Here is a 25,114-nt window from a genome sequence, read left to right on the forward strand (position 1 = left end):
AGTCCTGGTAGCCGTACCGAGGTTGTTGCGGTGCGGCAAAGGGACCATCCTGGACGATATGGAGCACGCCTCGGCCGCGGTGATCATCGACGCGCGCGGCATGGTGACGGGGTGGAGCGACGGTGCCCGGCGGCTGACCGGATACCCGGCCGAGGAGGCCGTGGGACTCCCGGTGCGCGAGCTGCTCGCCGAGGACCCGTCGCCCGACGTCCTGGCGGCCCGGACCGGCACCGTCGTCCTGCGGCACCGGGACGGCACCCCCGTCGCCCTCCCGGTGAGGGCGTGCGAGGTGCTGGGCCCGGACGGCTCACCCGGCGGGTTCGTGATCACCGCGGAGCAGCCCGGCGGGGCGGAGCCGACCCTCGCCGGGCAGGCCTTCCAACAGGCCTCCATGTCCATGTCGGTCTTCGACCCCGAGCAGCGCTATCTACGGCTCAACGGCGTCGCCTGCCAGGTGATGGGGGTGCCGGAAGAGGCCCTGCTCGGCCGGTTCTTCCCGGAGACCGTGGAGGACGCCGAGCACAGCCGGGGCTTCCACTGGCATCTGCGGCACGTCACCGAGACGGGCGAGCCCATCCAGTACGAGAGCTACACCCGCGCCCCGTCCGGCAACCGCTACCACGCCTGGAACATCGAGATGTGGCCGGTCCGCAACGGCCTCGACGACGTGGTCGGTGTCGCCCTGGCCGCCTTCGACAGCACCGAGCAGCACTGGGCCCGCCAGCGCCTGGCCCTGCTGAACGAGGCCGCGGACGCCATCGGCACCACCCTCGACGTGGTCCGCACCGCCGAGGAACTGGTCTCCCTCGTCGTCCCCCGGTTCGCCGACTTCACCAGCGTCGACCTCCTCGAATGGGTCCTCGGCGCGGACGAACCGCCCAGCGCCATGCCCCAGGACGTCGTCCTGCGCCGGGTCGCCCACGGCTCCGCCCACGAAGGCACCCCGGAGGCCGCCGTCCACCTCGGCGCGCTGGACGTCTACCCGCCGTACTCCCCGCCCGCGCGGGCCCTGCGCGAGGGCCGGGCCGTGCTCAGCCGGGTCGGCGAGCCGTCCTTCGACCGCTGGGTCCGTGAACGCAACGCACGCGCCCCCAAGGGCCGGCCCTACCGCGAGGGCACCCACTCGATGCTGGCCGTACCGCTCAGGGCCCGCGGCATCACGCTGGGTGTCGCCGTCACCGTCCGCATCGGCCCCACGGACCCCTACGTCCAGGACGACGCCGCCCTCGCCGAGGAACTGGCCAGCCGCGCCGCCGTCTGCATCGACAACTCCCGCCGCTTCGCCCGGGAACGCACGACCGCACTGGCCCTCCAGCACAGCCTGCTGCCCCGGGGCCTGCCCGGACAGGCCGCCGTCGAGGTCGCCCACCGCTATCTGCCCTCCGGCTCCCTCGCGGGCATCGGCGGCGACTGGTTCGACGTCATCCCGCTCTCCGGCAGCCGCGTCGCCCTCGTCGTCGGCGACGTCGTCGGGCACGGCATCGCCTCGTCGGCGACGATGGGCCGCCTGTGCACGGCCGTCCGCACCCTCGCTGACGTGGACCTGCCACCCGACGAACTCCTCACCCATCTGGACGACCTGGTCACCCACCTGGCGGCCTACGACGGCGACGACGACATCGCGGAACTCGGCGCGACCTGCCTCTACGCCGTCTACGACCCGGTGTCGCGCCGCCTCACCCTCGCCGCCGCCGGCCACCCGCCGCCCGCCCTCGTCCTGCCCGACGGCACCGCGGACCTCATCCCCATGTCCGCGGGACCCCCGCTCGGCGTCGGCGGACTGCCCTTCGAGGCCACCGAGGTGGAACTCCCCGAGGGCGCCGTCGTCGCCCTGTACACCGACGGACTCATCGAGGACCGCGACCGCGACATCGACCACGCCACCGGCGAGCTGTGCCGCGCCCTCACCGCGCGCGCCAGCTCTCTGGACGCGCTCTGCGACACCGTCCTCAAGGCCGTGCTTCCCGAGGAGCCGAGCGACGACGTGGCCCTCCTGCTGGCCCGCACCCGCGCACTCGGCGCCGACCGGGTCGCCACCTGGGACATCACACCCGACCCGGCCCGGGTGGCCGACGCCCGCCAGTCCGCCACCGAGCAACTCACCGCGTGGGGCCTGGACGAGGCCGCCTTCGTCACCGAACTCGTCGTCAGCGAACTGGTCACCAACGCCATCCGGTACGGCGCCCCGCCCATCCAGCTCCGGCTGATCCGCGACCGCACCCTCATCTGCGAGGTCTCCGACGGGAGTTCCACCTCGCCGCATCTGCGCCGCGCCCACGCCTACGACGAAGGCGGGCGCGGGCTGCTCCTTGTCGCCCAGCTCACCCAGCGCTGGGGCAGCAGACAGACCGGCGCGGGCAAGACGATCTGGGCCGAACAGCCGCTGCCCCCGCCCTGATCACTCGAAGTCGCAGCCGGGGTTGGGCACGTCCTCGGAGAACGCCGATCCGTGCGGCAGCACGTACAGCACCTCCAGGACGAGCGGCGTGTCGCCCAGGTTCCGGCCGAGGTGGACGTCGGTGGGTCCGCCCGGCTCCCGTACGACGGTGCCCTTCGGGTAGACCCCGTCCGTGGCGCAGTCGGAGTGGTAGTGGGTGAGCGTGCCCTGCTTCACGTACCCGTACACGGGGCCGCCGTGGTAGTGCCAGCCGGTGGCCTGGCCGGGCGGGATGGTGACCTCTCTGACGGTGTAGTCGGTGTCCCCGACGGTGATCTGGCTGATCAGCCTGGCCGTGACGCCGGGGCCGGGCGGGGTCGCCTGTGCGGTGGTGCCAGAGGTGAGGGCGGCGGCCGCGGCCACCGCCCCCGTTATGCCGACGCGGAGCGACGTGCGCATACGGGGCCTCCTGACGCTGAGCGGAAGATCGATGATGTTCCGCAGCGAACATAGAGGCAGAGATCGGCAGTCGGGGCCGGATTCGGCAGAACTCAGAACTCCTCGTGCACCTGCGGATCCCCGCCCCGGCGCTCCTGGGTCCGGTCGGCGATGGCCGCCATCTGGTCGGGCCCGAGCTCGAAGCCGAAGATCTCCAGGTTCGCGCGCTGCCGGTCGGGGTCCGCCGACTTCGGGATCGGCACCGAGCCGAGCTGGGTGTGCCAGCGCAGGACGGCCTGTCCCGGCGTCACCCCGTGGGCCTCGGCGACCGCGGCCACGACGGGGTCGTCCAGCAGCGTGGAGCCGGGCGCCAGCGGGCTCCAGCTCTCGGTGCGGATGCCCTTGGAGGCGTGGAAGGCACGCAGCTCGTCCTGCCGGAGGAAGGGATGCAGCTCGATCTGGTTGACCGAGGGCAGGACCCCGGTCTCCTCCTCCAGCCGCCCGATGTGCTCCGCCGTGAAGTTGGAGACGCCGATGGAGCGGACCAGGCCCTCCTCACGGAGCTTGATCATGGCCCGCCATGAGTCGACGTACCGGTCGACGCGGGGGAGCGGCCAGTGGATGAGGTAGAGGTCCACATGGTCCAGGCCCAGCCGGCGGCGGGACTCCTCGAAGGAGGCCAGGGTCTCCTCGTAGCCGTGGTGCCGGCCCGGGAGTTTCGTCGCGACGACGACCTCCTCGCGCGGGACACCGCTGCGGGTGACACCGAGGCCCACCCCTGCCTCGTTGCCGTAGTTCGTCGCCGTGTCGACCAGGCGGTAGCCGAGCCGCAGGGCCCGCGCCACCGCCCGCTCCGCCTCCGCGTCGTCCATGGGCCAGGTGCCGAGGCCGATGGCCGGGAACCTCGTACCGTCGTTGAGCGTGTGTACCGGGTTGTCGATCACTGTTGGACCTTTTCCCTCGACCGTGTCGTCCCTCCAGCCTCGCGGATAGGGTGAGCCGTGATCAACCGGACGGGTGGGGGATGAAGGCGGCGGACGGCATGGGCGGCACCGAGGAGAACCAGCAGCCGGGCGGACGTCCCACGTCGAAGGATGTCGCCCGGCTCGCCGGGGTCTCCCACACCGCGGTCTCCTTCGTCTTCAACGGCCGCGCCGAGGGCAACCTCTCGCCCGCCACCCAGGAACGCATCCGGCAGGCCGCCGCCCGGCTCGGCTACCGCCCCGACCCCGTCGCCCGCGGTCTGCGCCGCCGTCGTACGGCCGTGATCGGCCTGGTCACCGACGAGATCGCCACCTCGCCCTTCGCGGGCCGGCTGCTGCGCGGCGCGATGGAGACCGCCTGGGACAGCGAGCATCTCGTCCTGACCGTCGACTCCGGCGGCGACCCCGCCAAGGAGGACGCGGCCGTCGCCGAACTCCTCGACCGACGGGTGGACGGCATCATCTACGCGGCCATGTCCCTGCGCCGCGTCCGCGTCCCCGAGGGCCTGCGCCGCACCCACTCCGTCCTCGCGAACTGCGTCCCCGAGGACGACTCCCTGCCCGCCGTCATCCCCGCCGAGCGCGCCGGCGGCCGTACCGCGGCCCGGCTGCTGCTGGACGAGGGGCACCGCAGGGTCGCCATGGTGGGCGGCCAGGACGACATGGCCTTCACGGACCGGCTGCGCGGCTTCCGGGACGCCCTGCGCGCCGAGGGCATCACCGTCCCCAAGGAGTGGGTCGTGCGCAGCGGAGGCGAGATCAGCAGTGGGTACGAGGGCGCACTGCGGGTCCTCGACGGCGTCGCCGCAGACCGGCGCCCCACCGGGATCTTCTGCTACAACGACCGGGTCGCGGCGGGCGTCCTGCACGCCGCGACCCGCCTCGGCATCGCCGTCCCCGAGAACCTGTCGGTGGTCGGCTACGACGACCAGGAACACATGGCCGCGTACCTCACCCCGGCCCTGACCACGGTCGCGCTGCCCCACCGGGCGATGGGCGAGGCCGCCACACGGCTCCTCCTCGACTCCATCGACACCGGCAGGACCCCGCCCGCGACGGTACGGCGCCTGGCCTGCCCGGTGATCAGTCGTGCGTCGGTGGGACCAGCTCCCAGCCGGTGACCGTGGCCCCGGCACCCGTGACGAGGAGCTCGGGCACATCGTCCGGCCGCCGGTAGACCCGCTCGGTCACCGTGGCCCGGTCGCCCACGAACAGCTCGAACAGCGAACCGTCCACGAGGACCCGCACCTCACCGACCGGCGCCCGCACCACGATCGGCGCCGACCCGTCCGGCCGTGTCCGCGGCCAGTCCGCCCGGTCGAGCGTCACCGTGCCCTCCTCCGGATCGAGCAGGACCGTCAGCCGTGCGCCGCGGGCGGACCGCAGCAGACTCACGGTGGTCCTCGTCGACGCGGTCACGGTCAGGTCGTACGCGTCCGGCAGCGCCGTGGGACGGCCCGGCGCCGTGACGAACGGCTCGGCCGCGCGCAGCAGTTCGAGCTCCGGAGCCGGTACGACACTCAGGGCGCCGTCCGGACGGACGTCGACGACCCTCGGTGCGCTCAGCACCCCGGCCCACCCGGCGCGATCGACCTCGCCCTGCTCACGGGCCTCCCAGGACCAGCCCCACAGCAACGCCCGCTCCGGTTCCTGGAGCACGGCGGGCGCGTAGAAGTCCCGCCCGTGGTCCAGCCGGCCGCCGGTGCGCGCCACGAAACGCAACTCGCCGTCCCCGCAGGGCTGGAGACGTCCCGTCAGATAGCCGGTGGAGCACGGGTCCCCGTCCCACAGCGACAGCACCAGCACCCACTCCCCGCTCGCCGTCGCATACAGCTGCGGACACTCCCAGCCGACGGCCTCGTCCCCGAACGCGTCCACCGCGACGGGGTCGCCGCCGTCGAGCAGCACCCCGGCGAAGCGCCAGTCGGACAGGTCCTCGCAGTCGTACACGAGCACCGACGGAGTCCCGTCGGCGTGCCCCGCGCCGACCAGTGCCCACCGCCGGCCGCCGCTGCGGAACACGAACGGGTCGCGGAACATGACCACGTCCAGGCCGTCCGGCGGGCCGGCCACCACGGGTGTGGGCAGCGGCTTCCAGTCGGTCAGGGTCTCGTCCTGAGGCACCAGCGCACGTGCCAGACAGATCGAGCCGAGCCCGGTGTGGTGCCGGTCGACGCCGGTGTAGACGGCGGTCGGCACACCCTCGTCGTCGACCACGCACCCCGACCAGCAGCCCGCCTCGTCGGGGCCGCCCGGGGTCGGGGTGAGGGCGACCGGATGGTGTTCCCAGTGGGCGAGGTCGGGGCTGGAGACATGGCCCCAGTGGACGTTCGCGTGGACCGGGGCGTCCGGGTTGTGCTGGAAGAACAGGTGGTAGCGGTTGCGCCAACGGAACGGCCCGTTGGGGTCGTTGACCCAGTTCGCGGGCGGACGGACCCTGAACCGGGGGGCGTCGGGGCTGTGGCTCAACGGTTGACTCCTGCGGAGGTGATGCCCTCGCGCAGAGGGCGCTGGCCGACGAGGAACACGGCGACGGCGGGAAGCATGGAGAGCACGACACCGGCGAGCACCACCGAGATGGAGCCGGTGCCGAGGTTGCCCTGGAGGGAGACCAGACCCAGCGGGAGGGTGTAGTTCTGGCCCGAGGTCTCCAGGATCAACGGCCGGAAGAACTCGTTCCAGTGGTAGTTGAAGGCCAGCACGCCGACGATCGCCAGACCGGGCGCGGCCAGCGGCGCGTACACGGACCGGAAGATCCGCCAGGGCCCGCAGCCGTCCAGCATGGCCGCCTCGCCCAGGTCCTTCGGCATGCCCAGGAAGTACTGGCGCATCAGGAACGTCCCGAACGCGGTCGGGAAGGCCGGGATGATCAGCCCGAGGAGGGTGTCGGTCAGGCTCATCGACTTCAGCACCAGGAACACCGGCACGATGGTCACCTGCAACGGCACCATCATGGTCGCCAGGACCAGGCCGAACAGCGGCTTCTTGAACCGGAACTCCAGGCGTGCGAAGGCGTATCCGGCGAGACCGGCGGTGATCATCTGGCCGACGGCGATCAAAGCGGTCACGAGCGTGGAGTTCAGCGCCAGCAGCCAGACGTCGATCTGGTCGAAGACCCCGCGGTACGACTCCAGCGTCGGGTCCGTCGGGATGATCTTCGGTGGCAGGTCGAAGGACTCGGCCGGGGTGCGCAGGGACGTGGAGACGGTCCAGATCACCGGGCCGAGGGTCAGCAGCGCGCACACCGCGAGGGCGGCGATCCGCGCCCAGGGGGCGAGCGAGTGGCGGACGCGGCTCGGATTCAGGGTCGCTTGGGTCATGGAGGTCACCCGGCTCACTGGTAGTGGACGAAACGCCGGCTGAGCCGGAACTGGAGGGCGGTGACCGCCATGATCAGCACGAACAGCAGCACGCCCACCGCGGAGGCCTCACCGAAGCGCAGCTGCTCGAACGCGCTCTCGTAGATGACCATCACCACGGTCCGGGTGGAGTCACCGGGCCCGCCGTTGGTGAGGACGTAGGGCTGCTCGAAGACCTGGAGCGCGTTGATGATCCCGACCACCGACGCGACCAGCAGGGTGGGGGAGAGCAGGGGCAGGGTGATGCTCAGGTGCTTGCGCAGGCCGGTCGCGCCGTCGAGAGAGGAGGCCTCGTGGATCTCCTTGGGGATGTTGTTCAGGCCGCCGACGAACAGCAGGAAGGAGAAGCCGAACTGCTGCCAGACATAGACCAGGACGACCGTGGCCATTGCCCCGTTCTCCGAGGTCAGCCAGGGCGCGGGGGCGATCCCGACCGTTCCCAGCAGCCAGTTCACGACCCCGAAGTCCTGGTTGAACAGGTACTTCATCACCACCGAGATCGACGCGGCGGACAGCACCAGCGGGAAGAAGAACGCCGAGCGGAACACCGAGCGCAGCCACACCGGCATCCGCCCGTTGACCGCGAGCGCCAGCACCAGGGCGATCAGCAGTTGCAGCGCGACCGCGAGGACCATGAACACGAGGGTGTTGCGGAAGGAGACCAGCACGGTCGAATCGCCGAACACCTCACGGTAGTTGGCGGTACCGGCGAAGGTCGGGTCGTCGATCACGTTCCAGTGGAAGAGGCTCAGCACCACCGAGCCGACGATCGGCACGACCGTGAAGACGACGATGCCGACGATGGTGGGCGCCAGGAAGAGCGCGGCCAGCAGCCGGGTGCCGCGGTCGCGTGCCGAGGGCGGCGAGGCGGCCGGGGGCGGGGTGAACGTCCTGACCGGCGTGGGTATCTGAGTGTTCGTCATACGTCACGCTCCATGGCCTTCTCCAGATCGCCCTGCATCCGGCGCAGCGCCGGGGCCACCGCACGCCGGGAGGCCAGCGCGGTGCCGGTGTGCTTCAGCAGTACCTGCTCGACCTCGGCCACCTGCGGCGGGGCGGGGATGGGCCCGGTGTCGGGGAAGGTGTCGAGGGTGTCGTAGAAGACCTTCCAGTGCTTCGGGCCGGTCTCCCGGTAGCGGTCGGCGGTGAGCATCGAACGCCGGGCCGGGGTGGTCTGGTTGGTCTCGAACAGCCGCATCAGGGTGTCCCTGCGGGCGGCGTACTTGATGAACTCCCAGGCCTCGTCCTGCCGCTTCGAGGTGCGCAGCAGCGCGTAGCCGGCGGCGCCGAACTGCATGCGCTGGGTGCGCCACCGCGGGAAGTACTGCACGTCGAAGCTGTCGGACGCCATGCCCGCCTGATGCAGACCGCCCGCCCAGAAGCCGCCGGCGGGTGTCACACCGACCCGCCCGGTGGAGAACACCCCGATCAGGTTCTGGCCGTTGCCGCCCTCGGGCCGGGTGCACAGGTCCTCCTGGATGAGGGAGGCGAGATAGTCGTACGCCTCCTCCACCCGCTCATGGGTGGCCTGCGGGGTCGTCCACCGGAACCCGCCGCCGCGCCCCTGACGCTCGGCGGCCGGGTAGAAGGAGTCCCACAGCCATGTGCCGCCGGGCGCCTTGGACTCGGCGAGCAGATTGGTGCCGTTGGCGAACAGCCACGGCACCACACCGCCCCACAGCCGGTTCGTCCAGAAGTACGGCGTGAACTGGGAGCCGCTGGACCTCTTCATGTCCCGCAGCAGCGTGGTGAAGTCGTCGCGGGTCCAGTCGGGCGCCGGGAAGTCCGCGCCGGCCCGCTTGAGGACCTGGTCGTTGAGGTACATGTCGGCCGCGTTGAACTCGACCGGCAGCTGGTAGAGGCTCCCCTCGTACATCATCGACTCCACCAGCGAGGGGTGGACGTCGGCGAAGTACTCGCGCAGCTCCTCGGCGTCCCGCTTCACCCAGTCGTCCAGCGGGACCCCGAGGCGCTGCGCGAACAGCTGCACGCCCTCGGTGGCGACGTACACGAGATCGGGCGCGGTGCCCGCCGCGATCTGGGTGAGGATCTTCGCGAAGAAGTCCGACCAGTCGACGGCCTGCACGGCGTTGATCCGGAGCTTGATGTCGGGGTGGACCTGCCGGAAGCCCTCGGTGAGAGTACGGACGGCCTCCGGTCCGTAGGCGGGGCCGAGCGTGGCGACGACGAGCGAGCCGTCGTCGCGTCCGGGGATGTCGGCTCCGGTGAGCCGGTCCCAACTGGCGGCGGTACCGGCCAGCGCGGCGGCGCCCGCGCCGTAGGCGCCGTACCGCATGAGTGTGCGGCGGGTGAGGTGCGAGTCGGTCATCCAAGGGCCTAACTCGTGTTAGTTGAGGGTTGACGCCCCAGATGATGGGAAGTGACGCCCGGCGGTGTCAAGAGTCGTGCACCCCTTGACCTTTAACGAGTTAGGTCCCAGAGTCCTGGTCCACATGAGCCGCCGTTTCGGACGAGAGGAACGATGTGTGATGCGTGGGTTGTCCAGGAGAGCGCTGTGCGCGGACCGGACGTGGACTCGCAGGTCAGGATGCGGGTGGCGGAACCCGTAGGCCGGCGGGTGCACGAAGGCGAGGGCGCCGTCGCCGTGTCGATCCGGGCGCGCGATCACGGACCGGCGCCGACCGTGCGCCGAAAGGCAGGTCGGTGTACGCCCGGCGGACCCGTTCAGCGCCGTACCACGCCCAAGGGTGGCTAGGGTCGGTGGCATGCGTGTCGTGCTGATCGGGGGGACCTCCCACACAGGCAAGTCGACCGTGGCCTCGGCGGTCGCGGAGCGGCTCGGGTTCGAGTGCCGCTCGACGGACGGGCTGGCCCGGCACCCGGGAAGGCCGTGGGGGAACGTGCCCGCGCATGTCGTCGAGCACTACGGGACGCTCACCGTCGACGAGCTGATCCGGTCGGTGCTCGACCACTACGAGCGGCTGTGGCCGCGTATCGAGGAGCTGATCACCGAACGCGCGAAGGGCGACGGGCCGGGGCTCGTGCTGGAGGGCTCCGCGCTCTGGCCCGACCGGGTCGCCGGGGCGGGCGTTCCCCACACCCGGGCCGTGTGGCTCACCGCGGACCAGACGGTGCTCGGCGCACGCGTGCGGGAATCCGCGCGGGAGGAGAGGCGGCGGCATCCCGTGGACAAGTTCCTTGCCCGGAGCGTGCGTTATCAGCAGCTGATGACGGAGTCGGTCGACGCGCACGGCCTGCGCCGCGTCGACACGAGTGGCCGCCGCGTGACCGAGCTGGTGGACGCGATCCTGGAGAGGCCCTGTCGCCAGGACCCGTGATCGCTGACACGATCTTCGGGAGCGGCCGCGGACGACCAACGGAGTACGCATGACGACGGACACGGGCACGGCGGAGGCGGAGCACATCCCGGGGATCGAGGTGAAACCGGTCGCCGGGCACATCGGGGCGGAGATCACGGGCGTCGACCTCGCCGGGGAACTCGACGACGCCGTGGTCGCCGCGATCCGGTCGGCGGTGCTGCGCTGGAAGGTGGTGTTCTTCCGGGAGCAGCGGCTGGACCACGCCGGACATGTGGCGTTCGCTCGCCGGTTCGGTGAGCCGGTGGCGCTGCGGAAGCGGGGCGGTGCCTCGCCGCCGGGCTTTCCCGAGGTGGAGACGACCGCCGACCGGCTGGAACTGGGCGGCAGGTTCGGCATGGAGCACGACGAGTGGCTCCAGCGGCGCCGGCACACCCTGCTGCGCGGCTGGCACTGCGACCACGGCGCCCGTATCGACCCGCCGGCCGCGACGATCCTGCGCGCCGAGACCGTACCGCCGTACGGCGGCGACACGACCTGGTCCAATCTGGCCGCCGCGTACGCCGGACTCTCGGCGCCGGTACGGGAGTTCGTGGACGGACTGCGGGTGGAGCACCGCCTCGGCGTCGGCTACCGGTCCCGCCCCGGTGACGACTCCTACGTCCGCCATCTGCTGGACCACCAGGTCGCCTCGCTGCACCCGCTGGTGCGCGTCCACCCGGAGACCGGCGAGCGGATCCTCTACGTCAACGGCTACTACGTCGAGCAGATCGCCGACATCTCCCGAGCCGAGAGCACCGCGATCCTGGACATGCTCCTGGAGCAGGCCGTCCGGCCCGAGTACACCGTCCGCTTCCGCTGGGAGCCGGGCAGCGTGGCCTTCTGGGACAACCGTGCCACCATCCACCTCGCCCCCGGCGACAACGCCCACCTCGGCTTCCCGCGGACCATGCACCGGGTGATGCTCGCCGGGGACGTCCCGGTGGGTGTGGACGGCAAGCCGTCGGAGCCGGTCGTCGGCACGGAGGCGGGGCGCTGGTGAGGTGCGGTCGGGAGTGCCGGAGGGCGCGTAGGGCCGTTACGGCCGTCCGGGGCGCCCGCCGGTGCTCGGCGGGGCCGGCTGGGAGGCGATCACGGCCGCCTGGACGCGCCGCTGGACGCCCAGCTTGGCCAGCAGCCGGCTGATGTGGTTCTTGACGGTCTTCTCCGACAGATAGAGCTTCTTGCCGATCTCGCGGTTGGTGAGCCCCTCCCCGATCAGGGCGAGGATGTCCCGCTCGCGCGGGGACAGGCTCGCCAGCTCGGGGGACACGGCCGGGGTCTCGGCGGGATCGGCGCGCAGCGAGCGCATCAGCCGGGCCGTGGTCGCGGGGTCCAGCATGGACTGGCCCGAGGCGACCGTGCGGACGGCCGAGACCAGGTCGGAGCCCCGGATCTGCTTGAGGACATAGCCCGAGGCTCCGGCCATGATCGCGTCGAGCAGGGCGTCCTCGTCGTCGAAGGAGGTCAGCATCAGACAGGCCAGATCCGGCAGCCGGCTGCGCAGCTCCCGGCAGACCGTGATGCCGTCGCCGTCGGGGAGCCGTACGTCGAGCACGGCGACGTGCGGGCGCAGCGCCGGACCGCGCGCGAGTGCGTGCTCGACGGTGCCCGCGTCGCCGACGACCGAGATGTCCGGCTCGGAGTCGAGAAGGTCGGTGAGCCCCCGTCGTACGACCTCGTGGTCGTCCAGCAGGAACACGCGGATGGGGTCCTGTTCGCTGAAGGTGTGTGCCTCGGCCATGACGACCCCTCGCTCCCCGATGACGGACGGACTGCGAACTGTCCGTGATGACGATCATTGCTCGCCTGGGGCGGACGCACCAGGGCCGTCCGGCCCCAGTCGGCTCGGAGATCCTCGTCGATGTCATGGGGGATCGGATCCCGACTCCTTCTCGGTACGGGACGCGGATGTGGTCACACGACGCTGCCGGCGCCGTACGGGGCGTAGAGGTCCAGGAGCCGGACCCGGGCGGAGCGCAGACGGTGGGCGAGCACGTCGCCGACCCACTGGGCGATGGTGTGGCCGATCGCCGGATCCTCCTGGCACATCGTGCGGACGGCCGTGGCGTCGAACTCGTACGCCCGCACCGGAGTCGTCGCCGTGGCGCCCAGGTGCCAGGCGTGCGGGGTGAACAGCCAGGACCAGCCGACGAGTTCGTTGTGGTGGAGGATCTCGATCACGGCCGCGCTGCGGCCGGGCACACGCATGTCGAGCTCGATCGTGCCCGTTCGGATGATCCAGAACCGGTCCGCCTTGCCGCCCTCCTCGAACAGCCGCGTCCCTTGCGGGAACGAGACTTCGCGGGCGACACGCATGAGCCGCTGCCGGTGCTCGGCGGGCAGGGCCCGCATCATGCTGGGCGTGGTGGTGGTGATCACGGCGTGCCTCCCGACGGGGTGTGGGAACTGCCATGGCCAGCGTCCGCCCGCCGGTGGCGGCGGGCCCATGGGCCACTCGGCCCCTTGACCGGTCCACCCAGCCCTTCCGCGGGCGGCCTGCCCACCCGGGTCGCCGGAAGTGCGGCTGTCACGGCCACGGGCCGCTACCTCGCCGCGTTCTCCTCGGGGTTCGCCTCGCTCCACTGCCGGTAGGCGGCCACCGCCGTCGGAAGGGTGGGGAAGATGCGGTCGGTGCCGACGGAGTCCGTGAGGCCGTACGCCACGAGGTCGCCCAAAAGGTCCTGCTTGACCCGGGCCAGGGCGAACACGACGCCGCGACCGGCGAGTTCGCGGCGCAGCTCGTCGACCGCGTCGAGTGCGGTGATGTCGACCTCCACGTTGGCCTCGGCGTTGAGGACGAACCAGCGGACGGGCCGGGTCTGTTCGTCGACGGAGGCCAGGGCGCGGCGGCGGAAGTCCTCGGCGTTGGCGAAGAACAGCGGTGAGTCGTAGCGGTAGACCAGCAGGCCGGGAATCGTACGGGCCTCGGGGTAGTCGTCGATGTCGTGCATGCCCGCGATCCCGGGCACCAGCCCTTCGACGGCGTCGTGCGGACGGGCCACCCGGACCAGCAGCTCCGCCACCGACAGACCGACGGCGACCAGTACGCCGTAGAGGATGTCGAGGGCGAGCACCCCGGCCAGGCAGCCGAGGGCGAGCAGGAGTTCGCGGCGGCGGAAGGACGCGAGGCGGCGGAAGCCGGCCAGGTCGATCATGCGGACGGCGGCGTAGACGACGAGCGCGCCGAGCACCGCGGACGGCGTACGGGCGAGCAACGGGCTGAGGAACAGCAGGACGGCGAGGACCACACCGCCGGCGACCAGGGAGTACGCCTGGCTGCGGGCGCCCGCCGAGGAGGCCAGCGCGGTGCGGCTGGCACTGCTGCTGACGGGGAAGCCGTGCAGGACGCCTGCGCCGAGGTTGGCCGCGCCCAGCGCCAGGAACTCCTGGGTGGCGTCGAGACCGGGGCCCTTGCCCTCCTCGTGTCCGGTGAACGCCCGGGCGGTGAGGATGAAGTCGGTGTACGCGACCAGGAGCACCCCGAGGGCGGGCAGCACGAGATGCGGCACTTCGCTCCAGTCCGGCCAGGCGAGGCCGGGCAGGCCCGACGGGACGTCGCCGATCACCTTGATGCCGTACCGGTCGTCGAGGTCGAACACCACCACGGCCGCCGTGCCCAGGACCACGGCGAGCAGGGGACCGGGGACGGCGCGGAGATACCTGGCCGCCGCGAAGAGGAACACCAGCACGGTGGCCGAGAGGACCACTGTGGACGGCCGGGCGTCGGCCAGGTTCCCCGCGAAGGACCACAGCTGCGGGAAGAACTCGGTGCCTGTCGCCTCCACGCCGGTGAGCTTCGGCAGCTGGTCCACGATCATGATCAGCGCGACGCCCGCCAGGTAGCCGATCAGGACGGGCCGGGAGAGCAGGTCGGCGAGGAAGCCCAGCCGCACCGCCCGTGCCACCAGGCACAGGAGGCCGACCGTGACCGCGAGGGTGGCCGCCAGGGTCGCGTACCGCCCGGGGGCGCCGGCCGCCAGTGGGGCGACCACGGTGGCGGTCATCAGGGCGGTCGTGGACTCGGGTCCGACCGAGAGCAGCCGCGAGGAGCCGAGGAGCGCGTACACGCCGAGGGCGGGCAGGATGGCCCACAGCCCGGCGACCGGGGGCAGTCCGGCGACGCCCGCGTACGCCATGACCTGCGGCACCAGATACGCGGCCACGGTGACGCCGGCCAGCAGATCGCCCCGCACCCAGGCGCGTCGATAGCCGATCAGCGGTCCGAGCCCGGGCATCGCACGGCGCCACCCCGGAACGTGTTCGCCCGCGCTCTGGGACATGGGCCGCCTCTCTCCGTCCGAACACAGGATCCACCGGCGTGCCCCCACCCGCGAGAGGGCGTGGAGCCGGTGCGTCGAGGCACTGATCATGCACCCCGACGGGTCCTGTGGACAGAGTCGCCCGGCCGGACCGCGCAGGTGCTCAGGCCGTGTCCGGGAGCCACAGGTCCGGGCCGAACACCTCGTAGTGGATGTGGTGTGCGGGGATGCCGAGGCTCAGCAGCCGGGTGCGGATCGTGCGCATGAAGGGCAGTGGGCCGCAGAGGTACACGGTGGCGTCGGTCGGTATGTCCAGACCGGTGAGGTCCATCAGGCCGGTGTGCGCGTCGGGTTCGGGGTGGGCGTCGGGTTCGGGGTGCTCGTACCAGAACTCGGTGGCCGCTCGGGGCAGTCGGTCCGCCAGCTCACGCGTCTCGGCGCGCAGGGCGTGTGCGTGCGGGGCGGTGTCCGCGTGCAGGACGAGGACGGGGCGGGTGGAGCCGGTTGCCGCGAGGTGGGCGAGCATGCCGACCATGGGGGTGCAGCCGATGCCCGCCGAGACGAGGAGCAGCGGGGTGTCGGTCTCGTCGAGGACGACGTCGCCGCAGGGCACGGAGACGGTCAGCTCGTCCCCGGGCCGCACGGTGCGGCACAGCAGATTCGACACCTCGCCGTCCGGGGCCGCGTCCGTCCCGGCGATCCGTTTGACCGTGATGCGGCGCAGGTCGCCGCCGGGGTCCGCGGACAGGCTGTACTGGCGCACCTGGTGCACGCCGTCCGGCATACGCGTCCGGACGCTGACGTACTGTCCCGCCCTCGCCGCCGGGGCGGGGCGGCCGTCGGCGGGACGCAGCAGGAAGGAGGTCACCTCCGTGGTCTCCTCGTGGCGCTCGACGACGGTCCACGGCCGCCATGTCCCGCCCGGAGCGACCCCCGCCTCCTGGTAGAGGCGGGCTTCCTGGGCGATGAGGGCACCGGCCATCAGCCAGTAGACCTCGTCCCAGGCCTCGGCCATCCGCGGGGTGACGGCGGCGCCGAGGACCTCGGCGATCGCGCCGAAGAGGTACTTGTGGACGATCGTGTAGTGGGCGTCGGTGACCCCGACCGCGGTGTGTTTGTGGGCGATCCTCGACAGCAGGGCGTCCGGCCTGGTGTCGGGGTCGCCGACGAGGGCGGCGGCGAAGCCGGCGATCGAGCCGGCCAGGGCCCGCTGCTGGACGCCGCCGGCCTGGTTGCCGCGGTTGAACATCCCGTCCAGCAACTCGGGCCGGTCGCGGAACATCGTGGCGTAGAACCGGGTGGTGATCTCGTCGAGCGCCCCCGCCACGGCGGGCAGCGTGGCCTTCACGGCGGCGGTGGACTCGGCGGACAGCATGAAGCCTCCCAGGGCTGGGACGGGAAGGGGGGAACGAAGGACCGGCGGTCGCCGATCGCGCGGCGACAGAGCCTGTATAGCAAGAGGAAATCTGGCATTTCAGTCCCTTTCGGGCGGCGCGGGGGTGGTCAGGGACCATCGGTACCGCGGTCGGGGACGAAGGTCCCGGTCAGCGGGCCGTCCGGCACCGCCCCGTTCCCGCACCGCCGCGGGTAAGGGGCCGGTACCGTGAGCCGTGCCGGAGCGGTCGGCGTCCGTGCGGCCGAGGGATCGGAGGAGACGCAGGTGGGAGGCCCCGAAGAGCCCCGGGAGGCCCGTGTACGGCTGCCACAGCTCAGGCTGGACGAGCTGCTGGAGGAGCTGCAGGCCCGGCTCGACGCGGCCCGCGGCACCCGGGACCGGGTGCACAGCCTGCTGGAGGCGGTGCTCTCCGTCGGCCGGGAACTCGACCTGGAGCAGGCGCTGCACAGCATCGTCGAGGCCGCCGCGGTGCTGGTCGACGCCGAGTACGCCGCCCTGGGAGTGATCGGGCCGGACGGCAGGCGGCTGTCGGCCTTCCACACGGTCGGGGTGAGCGGGGAGCAGATCGCCCGGATCGGCCCGTTCCCGGAGGGGCACGGCATCCTCGGTGAGCTGATCCGGCATCCCGAGCCGCTGCGGCTGGCGAAGATCTCCGAGCACGAGGCGTCGTACGGCTTCCCGCCCAACCACCCGCCGATGAACACCTTCCTCGGCGTCCCCATCCGGGTGCGCGACCAGGTCTTCGGCAATCTCTACCTCACCGAGAAACGGGGCGCGGCACAGTTCGACGAGGAGGACGTCTCGGTGACGTCGACGCTGGCCGTCGCGGCCGGGGTCGCCATCGACAACGCCCGCCTGTACGAGGAGTCCCGGCTGCGGGAGCGCTGGCTGCGGGCGAACGCGGAGATCACCCACACCCTGATGTCCGGTGGCGAGCAGGGCGAGGTCCTGCGGCTGATCGCCGACCGGGCCCGCGAGATCACGGGTGCGGCACTGGCCGTGGTCGCGGTGCCGATGGCGGACACCGACTCGCTCGTCCTGGAACTCGCCGTGGGGACGGACGCGGACGCGCACCGGGGTCTGGTGGTGCCCGGCAAAGACAGCCTCATCGGTGAGGCCTTCGCCGCCGGCACCCCGGTCACCAGCGGTGACGTGTCCCACGACGAGCGGATGTCGTCAGGACCCGACGGCTTCGCCGGGCTCGGCCCCGCCGTGGCGGTCCCCATCGGAACGGACCCCGGGGCGGTCCGGGGCGTCGTCCTGCTGGTCCGTGCGCGAGGCCGGGCGGTGTTCTCCGGCAAGGAGATCGAGCCGCTGAAGGGCTTCGCCGCGCAGGCGGCGGTCGCCATCGAGCTGGCGGAGCGGCGCGCGGACGCCGAGCAGGTCGCGGTGCTCCAGGACCGCGACCGGATCGCCCGTGACCTGCACGACCTGGCGATCCAGCGGCTGTTCGCCGCGGGCATGACCCTCCAGAGCGCGGGCCGCTTCATCGATCACCCCGAGGCCTCCGAACGCGTGGTGCGCGCCGTCGACGACCTCGACGAGACCATCAAGATCATCAGGTCGACCATCTTCGGTCTGCGGGCCCGCGAGGGCGTCGGCGGCGCCGGACTGCGGGCCCGCGCGGTACGGATCGTGGGCGAGGCGGCACCGGTGCTGGGATTCGCGCCCAGCGTGCGGATGGAGGGGTTGCTGGACACCCGGGTGCCGCGCGAAATCGCCGACCATGTGGTGGCCGTGCTCTCCGAGGCGCTCACCAACATCGCCCGGCACGCGCGGGCCCAACGCGCCGACGTCGTCCTCACGGAGGACTCCCACCAACTGCGCCTCACCGTCAGCGACAACGGCGTCGGTATCCGGTCCGAGGGCCGCCGCAGCGGGTTGCGCAACATGGCCGAGCGGGCTGAGCAGCTGGGCGGGGAACTGGAGTTGAGCGGCCTGCCGGAGGGCGGCACCGTATTGGTGTGGCGGGTGCCGGTGCCCGCGGAGTAGGCGAGGCGGCTCGCGAAGGGATCGTCACCGCTTCCCGGCCGGGCCCGCGCGTCAGGCGGAAGGCTGCCAGCCCAGTGCCGGACCGAGCCGCGTGGCCATGTCCGTGAGGATCTGCACGTAGTCCTCGTGCCCGAAGGTGAACGGCAGCGCGAACGCGACCTCGTCGACCTCGCGGAACGCGGCGTGCGCGTGCAGCCGTTCGGCGATCTCGGCCGAGGTGCCGACGATGTCCGGCGCGAACATCAGACGGGCCGGGCCCTGCGGTGACGTGGTGCGAGCGGTGCGCTTCGCCGCGTACTCCTCGTACCGCGCGCGCTGGTCGGGGGTGGCCGAGTCGGTGGGGATGACGACCAGGCCCTGGGAGACGCGGGCGGCCTCGCCGTCGGGGTGGTGGGCGCGGAAGGCGCGGATGTGGGAGAGCTGGATCTGGGCGAAGTCCGTCGTCCCGTCCGGGTCTTCGGCCTTGACGACGCTGCTGGTCAGGAAGTTCATGCCGTGCTCGCCGGCCCAGCGCGCCGAACTCAGGCTGCCGCCGCCGTACCAGAGACGGCGGCCCAGACCGGGGGAGTGCGGCTGCACACGATCCGAGAACACCTCGAAGCCCTCGACACCGCTGAAGTCGGTCGCCGGCTTGCCGCGCACGAAGTCCAGCAGCCGCCGCACCCGCTCGTACGAGAAGTCCTCGACGTCGGCGGTGTCCGGGTAGAGCGCGCCCTTGACCTGGTCGTAGTGCATCGGCGGACCCACGCTCACACCCGGGTTGATCCTCCCGCCGGACAGGAGGTCGACCGTCGCCAGGTCCTCGGCCAGCCGCAGCGGGTTCTCCCAGCCGAGCGGGATGACCGCGGTGCCGAGTTCGATACGGCTCGTGCGCTGCGAGGCCGCCGCCATGACCGCGACCGGGGAGGAGATGCCGTACTGGAGGTGCCGGTGGCGCAGCCAGGCGCTGTCGAAGCCGAGCCGTTCGCCCAGCTCGATGATCTCCAGCGTGGACTCGTGGCCGCGGCGCGGATCCGCGTCGTCGAAGAGTCCGATGGTCAGGAAGCCCAGCTTGCGCAACGGGCGTGGGGTGGGGGGCACCGGCTCCTCCAGGTGTGCGCCGACCGATGTCGTACAGCTGTGGCAACTTGATCGTGGTCCGCGATGTTCCCCGCCGCCGCGCTCAGATCAGCGCGATGGTGACCTCGTCCTCGACCGGTGGGTCCAGCTCCTGGCGGCGATTGCCCGTGGCCGCGTGGCAGCGCAGCCGGATCGTCTCCGGGGTGACGTCCAGGCGCAGGAAGCACTTGAAGAACGGCGGGCTGTAGGTCGCGGAGCCCGGGGAGAACAGCTGCGTGTAGATCTTGCGGACCGGGAGCCGGAACCGCGAGACGCGGTCGGGACGGCCGCCCGCGCCCAGCAGACTGGCGACCAGCCGGGTGCGGAAGGTGACCCGGGCGGGCGCGCCGGGGGAGCGGGTCAGGGGGATGCCCAGGCGCTCGGCGATCACCGCCGCCGCGTCGGCCTCGGTGAGGGTGAAGAAACGGCGCAGCCGCAGTCGGCGGCCGTAGAGGGCGCTGTAGAAGGCGAGGGAGTCGCCGCGCAGCGGATAGCAGCGGAAGTCCTGCTCCGTGACGTTCGCGACGGAGACGCGCGGGATGGTGTGGGTGGCGTGCATGAAGGCACCGCCACCGCCCGAGACGACGTACTGGATGGTGCGGTCGCCCACCTCGACCGGGTAGCGCTGGTAGTTGTGGATGTCGCCGCCTATCGCCGCGACGTAGTGGTGCTCCGGGGCACGGACGATGTCGTCGACCGTGCCGCCCCCGTCGATGGGACAGGGGTGGTGCGCACCGTCCACGTACAGGGGCGAGCCGGTGATGAGGATCTTCGGGCGCGGCCCCTGGGACACCTCGCGCAGCCACGCGCCCTGCTCGGCGTCGATCGTCCCCAGCAGTCCGGTGTCGATGCCGATGATCCGCACCGGCCCGGCGTCGATCGCCCAGTACGGGCCGGGCTGGACCGCCTGTTGCCCGGTCGCCGAGCGCAACTTCCGCGCATGGTCGAGGTGTTGCCCGTCGTGCGGGCTCGGGCGGTGCCAGAGCAGGGCACGCAGCCAGGCCCGCCCGAGGGGACGCGGCCCGGGTTCGGGGGCGAGCGGTGGGGCGTCGTCGCAGAAGACGCGCATGAAGGCGCCGAGGTCCTCGTACCAGTCGTGGTTGCCCGGTATCGCGTAGATGGGCGCCGGATAGTCCTGGTACGGGTGGAAGAACTTCGTGTCGTAGTCGTCGGCGCTGCCCACCGGGTAGATCACGTCGCTGGCGACGACGGAGAAGCGGGTGTCCTGACTGACCTTCAGGAAGCCGGGCACGACGGCGTACTGGGGCGCGTCGCCCTCGCCGGTGTCGCCGATCACCATGAAGGAGAACCGGTCCGGGTCGTCCCGCCGGATCACCTTGTCGGCGGGTGCGCCGGCCGCCGCCCGCTGGGCCACCCAACGGCCGCGGGTACGGCCGGTGGGGTCCCCGAACAAGGACGCCAGCACGCCGTTGCGGGCCGCCCACAGGGTCTTGGGGCTGAGCCACGAGAGCTTCTCGACCTTGGGCGGCATCAGCCGCTCGTACGCGCCGGGTTCCGCGGCGCCCCAGCCGGCGCCCTCGGCGGTATCGCGTGATGAGTCAGACACCGGTGCACCGTAACAATGATCTCTCGACGGCCGTGCAGGGGGAGGGCCTTGCCTCTCGTGAACGCGCCGGGCGGGAAAGGGTGTTGGGCGGTCACCACTCGCCGGTGCGCTGCGACGCCTCGTACGGGTGCTGCCGGGCGCGCACGGGTGCCGTGGGCGAGTCGAAGACCGAGCTGTGCCGTGGCGGTGCCGGTTCCTCGGCGGGGGCCTTGGCGCGCCGGTGCGAGGTGGGGCGGTTCCAGTCGCCGTCGCCCAGCACGAGCAGGGGGTCGAACATCACGACCACGCCTGCGAGTACGAGGAAGATGACCGGCCCCAGCAGCATCGGCAGGAGCAGCGAGGACGCCGAGTCGCCGTCCCAGGTGCCGCCGGTCAGGCTGTGCACATGGACGCTCACCGCGGCCATCGCCGTGTAGTGCATCCCGGACACGGCCACGCCCATGACGAGACTGGCCCCGAGGCTCGTCATGAACCCCCGGATGGTGACGGCGGCCCACAGCGCCGCGGTGGCGGCGACGATGGCGATCACGATGGACAGGCCGACGGTCAGCACGTCGTAGCTGATCGCGCCGTTGAGCCGCATCGCGTACATGCCCAGGTAGTGCATCGCGGCCACGCCGAGACCGGTGACCGTGCCCGCCAGTGCCAGGTTGGCGGTGCCGGCACCGCGGTAGCCGACGATGAACACGCCGATGCCGACCACGACGACCGCCACGGCCAGACTGAGAAGGGTGAGGCCCGCGTCGTAGCGGATCCTCGTCTCCTCCACCTGGAAGCCGATCATGGCGATGAAGTGCATCGTCCAGATACCGCAACCGATCGACGCGGCGCCCAGCGCCAGCCAACCGGGTTTCCACGACTGGTCGTTGAGCAGGGACCGGACGATGCAGCGCAGCCCCAGCGCCCCTCCCAGACAGGCCATGAGATAGGCCGCGACCGGAGTCACGACACCGTAGCGAAACCCGTCAACCGTGCCTTCCATAAGCCAACTCCCCCCAGAGTCATGGCTGCTGATGGAGCCAGGTCTACGGGGTAAGGACCGTGTAAAGCAAGCATTTACCGCCAGTAACCAGTGAACTCTGAACTACCGGAGGTTCACTTTGGTCACTCAGTGGCGAGATTCGGCCATGGAGGACGGGCGGCCTAGGCTCTCACCCGGCACCGGCACGAGCTCAGGAGCGCACACATGGAAACCCCTTACCCCGACGGCCGCGGCCCCGACGAGACGCCTGTCCCGCACGCACTGCTCGCACCCGTGCTCGGCCTCCTGGGGACATGGCACGGGCGGGGCCAAGGCGGATACCCGACCCTCGCCGAGGACTTCACGTACGCGCAGGAGGTCGTCTTCAGCCACGACGGGCGCCCCTTCCTCCGCTACGAGGCCAGGGCCTGGCTGCTCGACGGCGCCGGGGCGCCCCTGCGGCCGGCGGCCCGGGAGAGCGGCTGGTGGCGGCTTCAGCCCGACGGCCGGGTGGAGGCGCTGATCACCCAGCCGACCGGCATCGCGGAGATCGCGGTCGGGCAGGCCGCGGACGGCACCGTCGACCTCTCCACCCACGACGTCGCCCTCACCCCCACGGCCAAGGACGTCACCGCCACCCGCCGCCGCTACACCCTGACGGACGCCGACACGCTCACCTTCGTCCACGACCTCGCGGCGGTCGGCCGGCCCTTGCAGCACCATCTCGCGGCGAGCCTGCGCCGCGAGCGGTAGGCTCGTGCGCGTTCGTGTGTGCCGGGTCGAGGAATGCGGGGAGGCGAGGTCGATGACCGCGCTCAAGGTCACTGCCGTGCGCAGCGCCCGGACCTTCCTCACGCCCCGGGCGACGGCCTGACCGCCACCGGAGCCGCCTCGCCGGGAGCGTGAGCCCGCGAGGCCCCACCCACACGAACACCACCATGGAACGGATCCGTATCCCGTCATGAGCATGCGCACCGACTGGATCACGCGCGCCGAGACCGGCGCCGACCTCCCCGCCATCCGCGAGATCGACCTGGCGGCCTTCGACACCCCCCTGGAGGCCGACCTCGTCGAGGCCCTCCGCGCCGACACCGCCTGGATCGACGGCCTGTCCCTGGTCGTCACCGATCCTCACGGCAAGGTCGTCGGCCACGCGCTGATGACCCGCTGCCACATCGACGACACCCCGGCCCTGTGCCTGGGCCCCGTCGCCGTACTGCCCGAGTACCAGAACACCGGCGCCGGGTCGGCCGCCATCCGGGCCGCACTCGCGGCGGCCGAGAAGCTCGGAGAGCGTTTCGTCACCGTCCTCGGACACCCGCCGTACTACCCGCGCTTCGGCTTCACCCGGGCCTCCGCCCACAGCATCCGCATCACCCTCGACGTCCCGGACGAGGCCATGATGGCCCTCGCCCTCGACGCCGGACACCCGCTGCCCGGCGGCACGGTCCGCTACGCGGCACCCTTCGGTATCTAGAGCCCGCTCCCGGACTTCTGGAACAGGCTTTGTCCGGCCCGCTGTGCGGGAGCGCGCGTCGCTCCCGCACAGCGGTACCCGGGGATCAGTGCACCGACAGCCCGCCGTCGACGAAGAGCGCCTGCCCCGTGACGTACGCCGAGGCCTCGCTCGCCAGGAACACCGCCGCGCCCGCGAAGTCCTCGGCCAGACCGTTGCGCCCGACCATCGTGCGCCCGGCCAGCTCAGCCACCTTCTCGGGATCGGACGCCAGCCGCGCGTTGAGCGGTGTCATCACGAAGCCCGGCACGAGTGTGTTGCAGGTGACGCCGTACGGCGACCAGGCCTCGGCCTGCGAACGGGCCAGCGACTCCAGCGCACCCTTGGAGACCCCGTAGGCGCCGCTCTGCACGAACGCCCGGTGCGCCTGCTGCGAGGTGACGTGGACGATCCGTCCGAAGCCCCGCTCGGCCATGCCGGGCCCGAACCGCTGCCCCAGCAGGAACGGCGCCTCCAGGTTCACCGCCATCGTGGCGTCCCACACCTCCTCGCTCAGCTCGCCCATCGGCGGCCGCAGGTTGATCCCGGCGCTGTTGACGAGGATGTCGGGCTCCCCGAACACGGCGGCCGCCTCCTCCGCCGCGGCGCGCACCCCCGCACGGCTGCCGAGATCGGCGCTCACCCAGGCCGCCCGGCAGCCCTCCGCGGTCAACTCGTCGACGGTGGCGGCCAGTTCCGTCTCCTTGCGGGCGACCACCACGACACCCGCCCCCGCCCGGGCGAGCGCTCCGGCGATCGCCCGTCCGATGCCGGAACTGGCACCGGTCACCACCGCGACCCGGCCGTCCAGCGCGAACAGTGCGGAGAGATATGTCTGCGGGCTCATGCCCCGCACCCTAGACGCCGTGATCAACACGAACCAGCGGGCGGGGTGCGGGGCGGCGGGGTGGTCAGCTCAGCGGGTCCAGCGTGAGGTACGCCTGCTGCGGGTTCCCGTCGTGGACCAGGGACTCGTGGTTGCCGACGTCGTCGAAGGCGAACGCGTACGCCTTGCCGTCGGCCATCCGGTCGTGGATGAGACGGGCGTAGTGGTTGGTCACCGCGTCCTTGTAGAAGTTCGCCGAGGAGGCGTCCGGCTGGTTGGGGTTGGTGAGGAGCGTGGAGCGGTTGAAGCCCGCGCACAGGGTGCGGGAGATCGGGCCGCGGACCAGGTCGTTGGGTGCGTCCAGAAGCCTGTGGCAGCCGAAGACGCTGCTCGCGTCCGGCTTCTGGAAGCTCGTGACGGTCGCGCCGGAGGAGTTGGTGAAGTTCATGACGCCGCCGGAGACCCGGCCGTAGTACTTGGTGTTCGGCTGGTCGGTGAAGGGGGTCACCGTGAGGGTCGCCGTGGCGTACTTCTGCCAGACCCGGTTGATGTAGTCGTCCAGGACGGAGGCCGGCAGCGCTCCGGTCTCCAGGCCGTAGGCGGGCGAGAGCGCGCGCAGCACCGTGCCGTCCGGACGCGTCTGGACCAGACCGCCCCAGCCGCCCGACTGGCCGCGCAGACCGTTGATCACCGCGTTGTAGCCACCGGACTTGAGGTGTCCCGTGTTGATCGTGGTGCCGTCGGCGCGCTGGACTCCCACCGCGTAGGGGGCGGAGAACATGTCGACCTGGGTGCTGTTGAGCCACAGGCCCGAGTCGTTGAGTGTGTACTCCGACCAGTTGAAGAGGATGTTGCGGTTGGGGTCGCTCGGATTCTGCACGGCCGGCTGCACCAGGCCGCCGGTGGTCAGCCGGAAGTCGAGTTTCTGGCCGTAGGAGAAGTAGACGCGGCCGGAGAACTTGGGCATCCGGATCGTCTTGGACTGCCCGGCGGCCGGGCAGTCCAAGACGATCCGGATGCCCAAGTTCTCCAGCCGCGTCTAC

The 25,114-nt window shown here is 71.7% G+C and carries 21 protein-coding genes and 1 pseudogene; 7 read left to right on the forward strand and 15 right to left on the reverse strand.

Features of this window, described 5'->3' with window-relative positions; all coding sequences use genetic code 11:
- The first annotated feature begins 58 nt into the window (after nt 1-58).
- Complete coding sequence (locus tag HLK59_RS06210) at nt 59-2,398, forward strand: SpoIIE family protein phosphatase (RefSeq protein WP_171140219.1); 2,340 nt, start codon at nt 59-61, stop codon at nt 2,396-2,398.
- On the opposite strand, the gene HLK59_RS06215 is transcribed toward HLK59_RS06210, so the two are convergent.
- Nucleotides 2,399-2,836, reverse strand: a complete 438-nt coding sequence (locus HLK59_RS06215) for a cupin domain-containing protein (RefSeq protein ID WP_171140220.1) — start codon at nt 2,834-2,836, stop codon at nt 2,399-2,401.
- Between the two features lie 92 nt (nt 2,837-2,928).
- Entirely contained in the window at nt 2,929-3,759 is an 831-nt protein-coding gene (locus tag HLK59_RS06220) for an aldo/keto reductase (protein ID WP_171140221.1), read from the reverse strand.
- 98 nt (nt 3,760-3,857) lie between these two features.
- Between HLK59_RS06220 and HLK59_RS06225 the strand changes: the two genes are divergently transcribed.
- Nucleotides 3,858-4,919, forward strand: a complete 1,062-nt coding sequence (locus HLK59_RS06225) for a LacI family DNA-binding transcriptional regulator (protein WP_171140239.1) — start codon at nt 3,858-3,860, stop codon at nt 4,917-4,919.
- On the opposite strand, the gene HLK59_RS06230 is transcribed toward HLK59_RS06225, so the two are convergent.
- Genes HLK59_RS06230 through HLK59_RS06245 form a run of 4 tightly spaced genes read right to left on the reverse strand, consistent with a single transcriptional unit; the run spans nt 4,882 to nt 9,486 of the window.
- Nucleotides 4,882-6,267, reverse strand: a complete 1,386-nt coding sequence (locus HLK59_RS06230; protein ID WP_171140222.1) for a glycoside hydrolase family 32 protein — start codon at nt 6,265-6,267, stop codon at nt 4,882-4,884. The genes HLK59_RS06225 and HLK59_RS06230 overlap by 38 nt on opposite strands.
- Nucleotides 6,264-7,118, reverse strand: coding sequence for a carbohydrate ABC transporter permease (locus HLK59_RS06235; RefSeq protein ID WP_171140223.1), 855 nt, complete (start codon nt 7,116-7,118; stop codon nt 6,264-6,266). Before HLK59_RS06235 ends, HLK59_RS06230 begins: the two co-directional genes overlap by 4 nt.
- Nucleotides 7,119-7,132: 14 nt before the next feature.
- On the reverse strand, nt 7,133-8,080 hold the full coding sequence (locus HLK59_RS06240) for a sugar ABC transporter permease (RefSeq protein ID WP_171140224.1): 948 nt from the start codon (nt 8,078-8,080) through the stop codon (nt 7,133-7,135).
- Nucleotides 8,077-9,486 (reverse strand): extracellular solute-binding protein, encoded by a 1,410-nt coding sequence (locus HLK59_RS06245; protein WP_171140225.1) that lies wholly within the window; start codon nt 9,484-9,486, stop codon nt 8,077-8,079. The genes HLK59_RS06240 and HLK59_RS06245 overlap by 4 nt, the downstream gene beginning before the upstream one ends.
- Before the next feature lie 397 nt (nt 9,487-9,883).
- Between HLK59_RS06245 and HLK59_RS06250 the strand changes: the two genes are divergently transcribed.
- Both HLK59_RS06250 and HLK59_RS06255 read left to right on the forward strand, forming a co-directional pair.
- Complete coding sequence (locus tag HLK59_RS06250) at nt 9,884-10,456, forward strand: hypothetical protein (protein WP_171140226.1); 573 nt, start codon at nt 9,884-9,886, stop codon at nt 10,454-10,456.
- Nucleotides 10,457-10,505: 49 nt separating this feature from the next.
- Nucleotides 10,506-11,477 carry a TauD/TfdA family dioxygenase gene (locus HLK59_RS06255; protein WP_171140227.1) on the forward strand — a complete coding sequence of 324 codons (972 nt, stop codon included), beginning with the start codon at nt 10,506-10,508 and terminating at the stop codon, nt 11,475-11,477.
- A 36-nt stretch (nt 11,478-11,513) separates the two neighbouring features.
- Here the strand turns inward: HLK59_RS06255 and HLK59_RS06260 are convergent, their stop codons facing one another.
- The 4 genes from HLK59_RS06260 to HLK59_RS06275 form a co-directional block, all read right to left on the reverse strand.
- The gene (locus HLK59_RS06260) at nt 11,514-12,218 is read right to left on the reverse strand and encodes a response regulator transcription factor (RefSeq protein WP_171140228.1); all 705 of its coding nucleotides are present in this window, start codon (nt 12,216-12,218) and stop codon (nt 11,514-11,516) included.
- Between the two features lie 173 nt (nt 12,219-12,391).
- Nucleotides 12,392-12,856, reverse strand: a complete 465-nt coding sequence (locus tag HLK59_RS06265) for a cyclic nucleotide-binding domain-containing protein (RefSeq protein ID WP_171140229.1) — start codon at nt 12,854-12,856, stop codon at nt 12,392-12,394.
- Nucleotides 12,857-13,020: 164 nt separating this feature from the next.
- A complete protein-coding gene (gene sulP / locus HLK59_RS06270; RefSeq protein ID WP_171140230.1) occupies nt 13,021-14,757 on the reverse strand; it encodes a sulfate permease in 1,737 nt (578 codons plus the stop codon).
- A gap of 142 nt (nt 14,758-14,899) precedes the next feature.
- On the reverse strand, nt 14,900-16,111 hold the full coding sequence (locus tag HLK59_RS06275; protein WP_171140231.1) for a globin domain-containing protein: 1,212 nt from the start codon (nt 16,109-16,111) through the stop codon (nt 14,900-14,902).
- Nucleotides 16,112-16,396: 285 nt separating this feature from the next.
- Between HLK59_RS06275 and HLK59_RS06280 the strand changes: the two genes are divergently transcribed.
- Nucleotides 16,397-18,124 carry a GAF domain-containing sensor histidine kinase gene (locus tag HLK59_RS06280; protein WP_171140240.1) on the forward strand — a complete coding sequence of 576 codons (1,728 nt, stop codon included), beginning with the start codon at nt 16,397-16,399 and terminating at the stop codon, nt 18,122-18,124.
- A gap of 51 nt (nt 18,125-18,175) precedes the next feature.
- Here the strand turns inward: HLK59_RS06280 and HLK59_RS06285 are convergent, their stop codons facing one another.
- The 3 genes from HLK59_RS06285 to HLK59_RS06295 form a co-directional block, all read right to left on the reverse strand.
- Nucleotides 18,176-19,204 carry an LLM class flavin-dependent oxidoreductase gene (locus tag HLK59_RS06285; RefSeq protein ID WP_171140232.1) on the reverse strand — a complete coding sequence of 343 codons (1,029 nt, stop codon included), beginning with the start codon at nt 19,202-19,204 and terminating at the stop codon, nt 18,176-18,178.
- Between the two features lie 82 nt (nt 19,205-19,286).
- A complete protein-coding gene (locus tag HLK59_RS06290) occupies nt 19,287-20,789 on the reverse strand; it encodes a metallophosphoesterase (protein WP_171140233.1) in 1,503 nt (500 codons plus the stop codon).
- Between the two features lie 91 nt (nt 20,790-20,880).
- Complete coding sequence (locus HLK59_RS06295) at nt 20,881-21,771, reverse strand: MHYT domain-containing protein (protein WP_171140234.1); 891 nt, start codon at nt 21,769-21,771, stop codon at nt 20,881-20,883.
- A 204-nt stretch (nt 21,772-21,975) separates the two neighbouring features.
- On the opposite strand from HLK59_RS06295, the gene HLK59_RS06300 reads away from it, so the two are divergent.
- Nucleotides 21,976-22,503, forward strand: coding sequence for an FABP family protein (locus tag HLK59_RS06300; protein WP_171140235.1), 528 nt, complete (start codon nt 21,976-21,978; stop codon nt 22,501-22,503).
- A 214-nt stretch (nt 22,504-22,717) separates the two neighbouring features.
- The gene (locus tag HLK59_RS06305; protein ID WP_171140241.1) at nt 22,718-23,227 is read left to right on the forward strand and encodes an N-acetyltransferase; all 510 of its coding nucleotides are present in this window, start codon (nt 22,718-22,720) and stop codon (nt 23,225-23,227) included.
- Between the two features lie 85 nt (nt 23,228-23,312).
- On the opposite strand, the gene HLK59_RS06310 is transcribed toward HLK59_RS06305, so the two are convergent.
- Both HLK59_RS06310 and HLK59_RS06315 read right to left on the reverse strand, forming a co-directional pair.
- Complete coding sequence (locus HLK59_RS06310; RefSeq protein ID WP_171140236.1) at nt 23,313-24,092, reverse strand: SDR family oxidoreductase; 780 nt, start codon at nt 24,090-24,092, stop codon at nt 23,313-23,315.
- A 64-nt stretch (nt 24,093-24,156) separates the two neighbouring features.
- Nucleotides 24,157-25,068, reverse strand: a pseudogene (locus HLK59_RS06315) (beta-1,3-glucanase family protein); the annotation flags it as partial.
- Nucleotides 25,069-25,114: the final 46 nt, after the last annotated feature.

The organism is Streptomyces sp. S3(2020), from assembly GCF_013044505.1.
Taxonomy (GTDB): domain Bacteria; phylum Actinomycetota; class Actinomycetes; order Streptomycetales; family Streptomycetaceae; genus Streptomyces.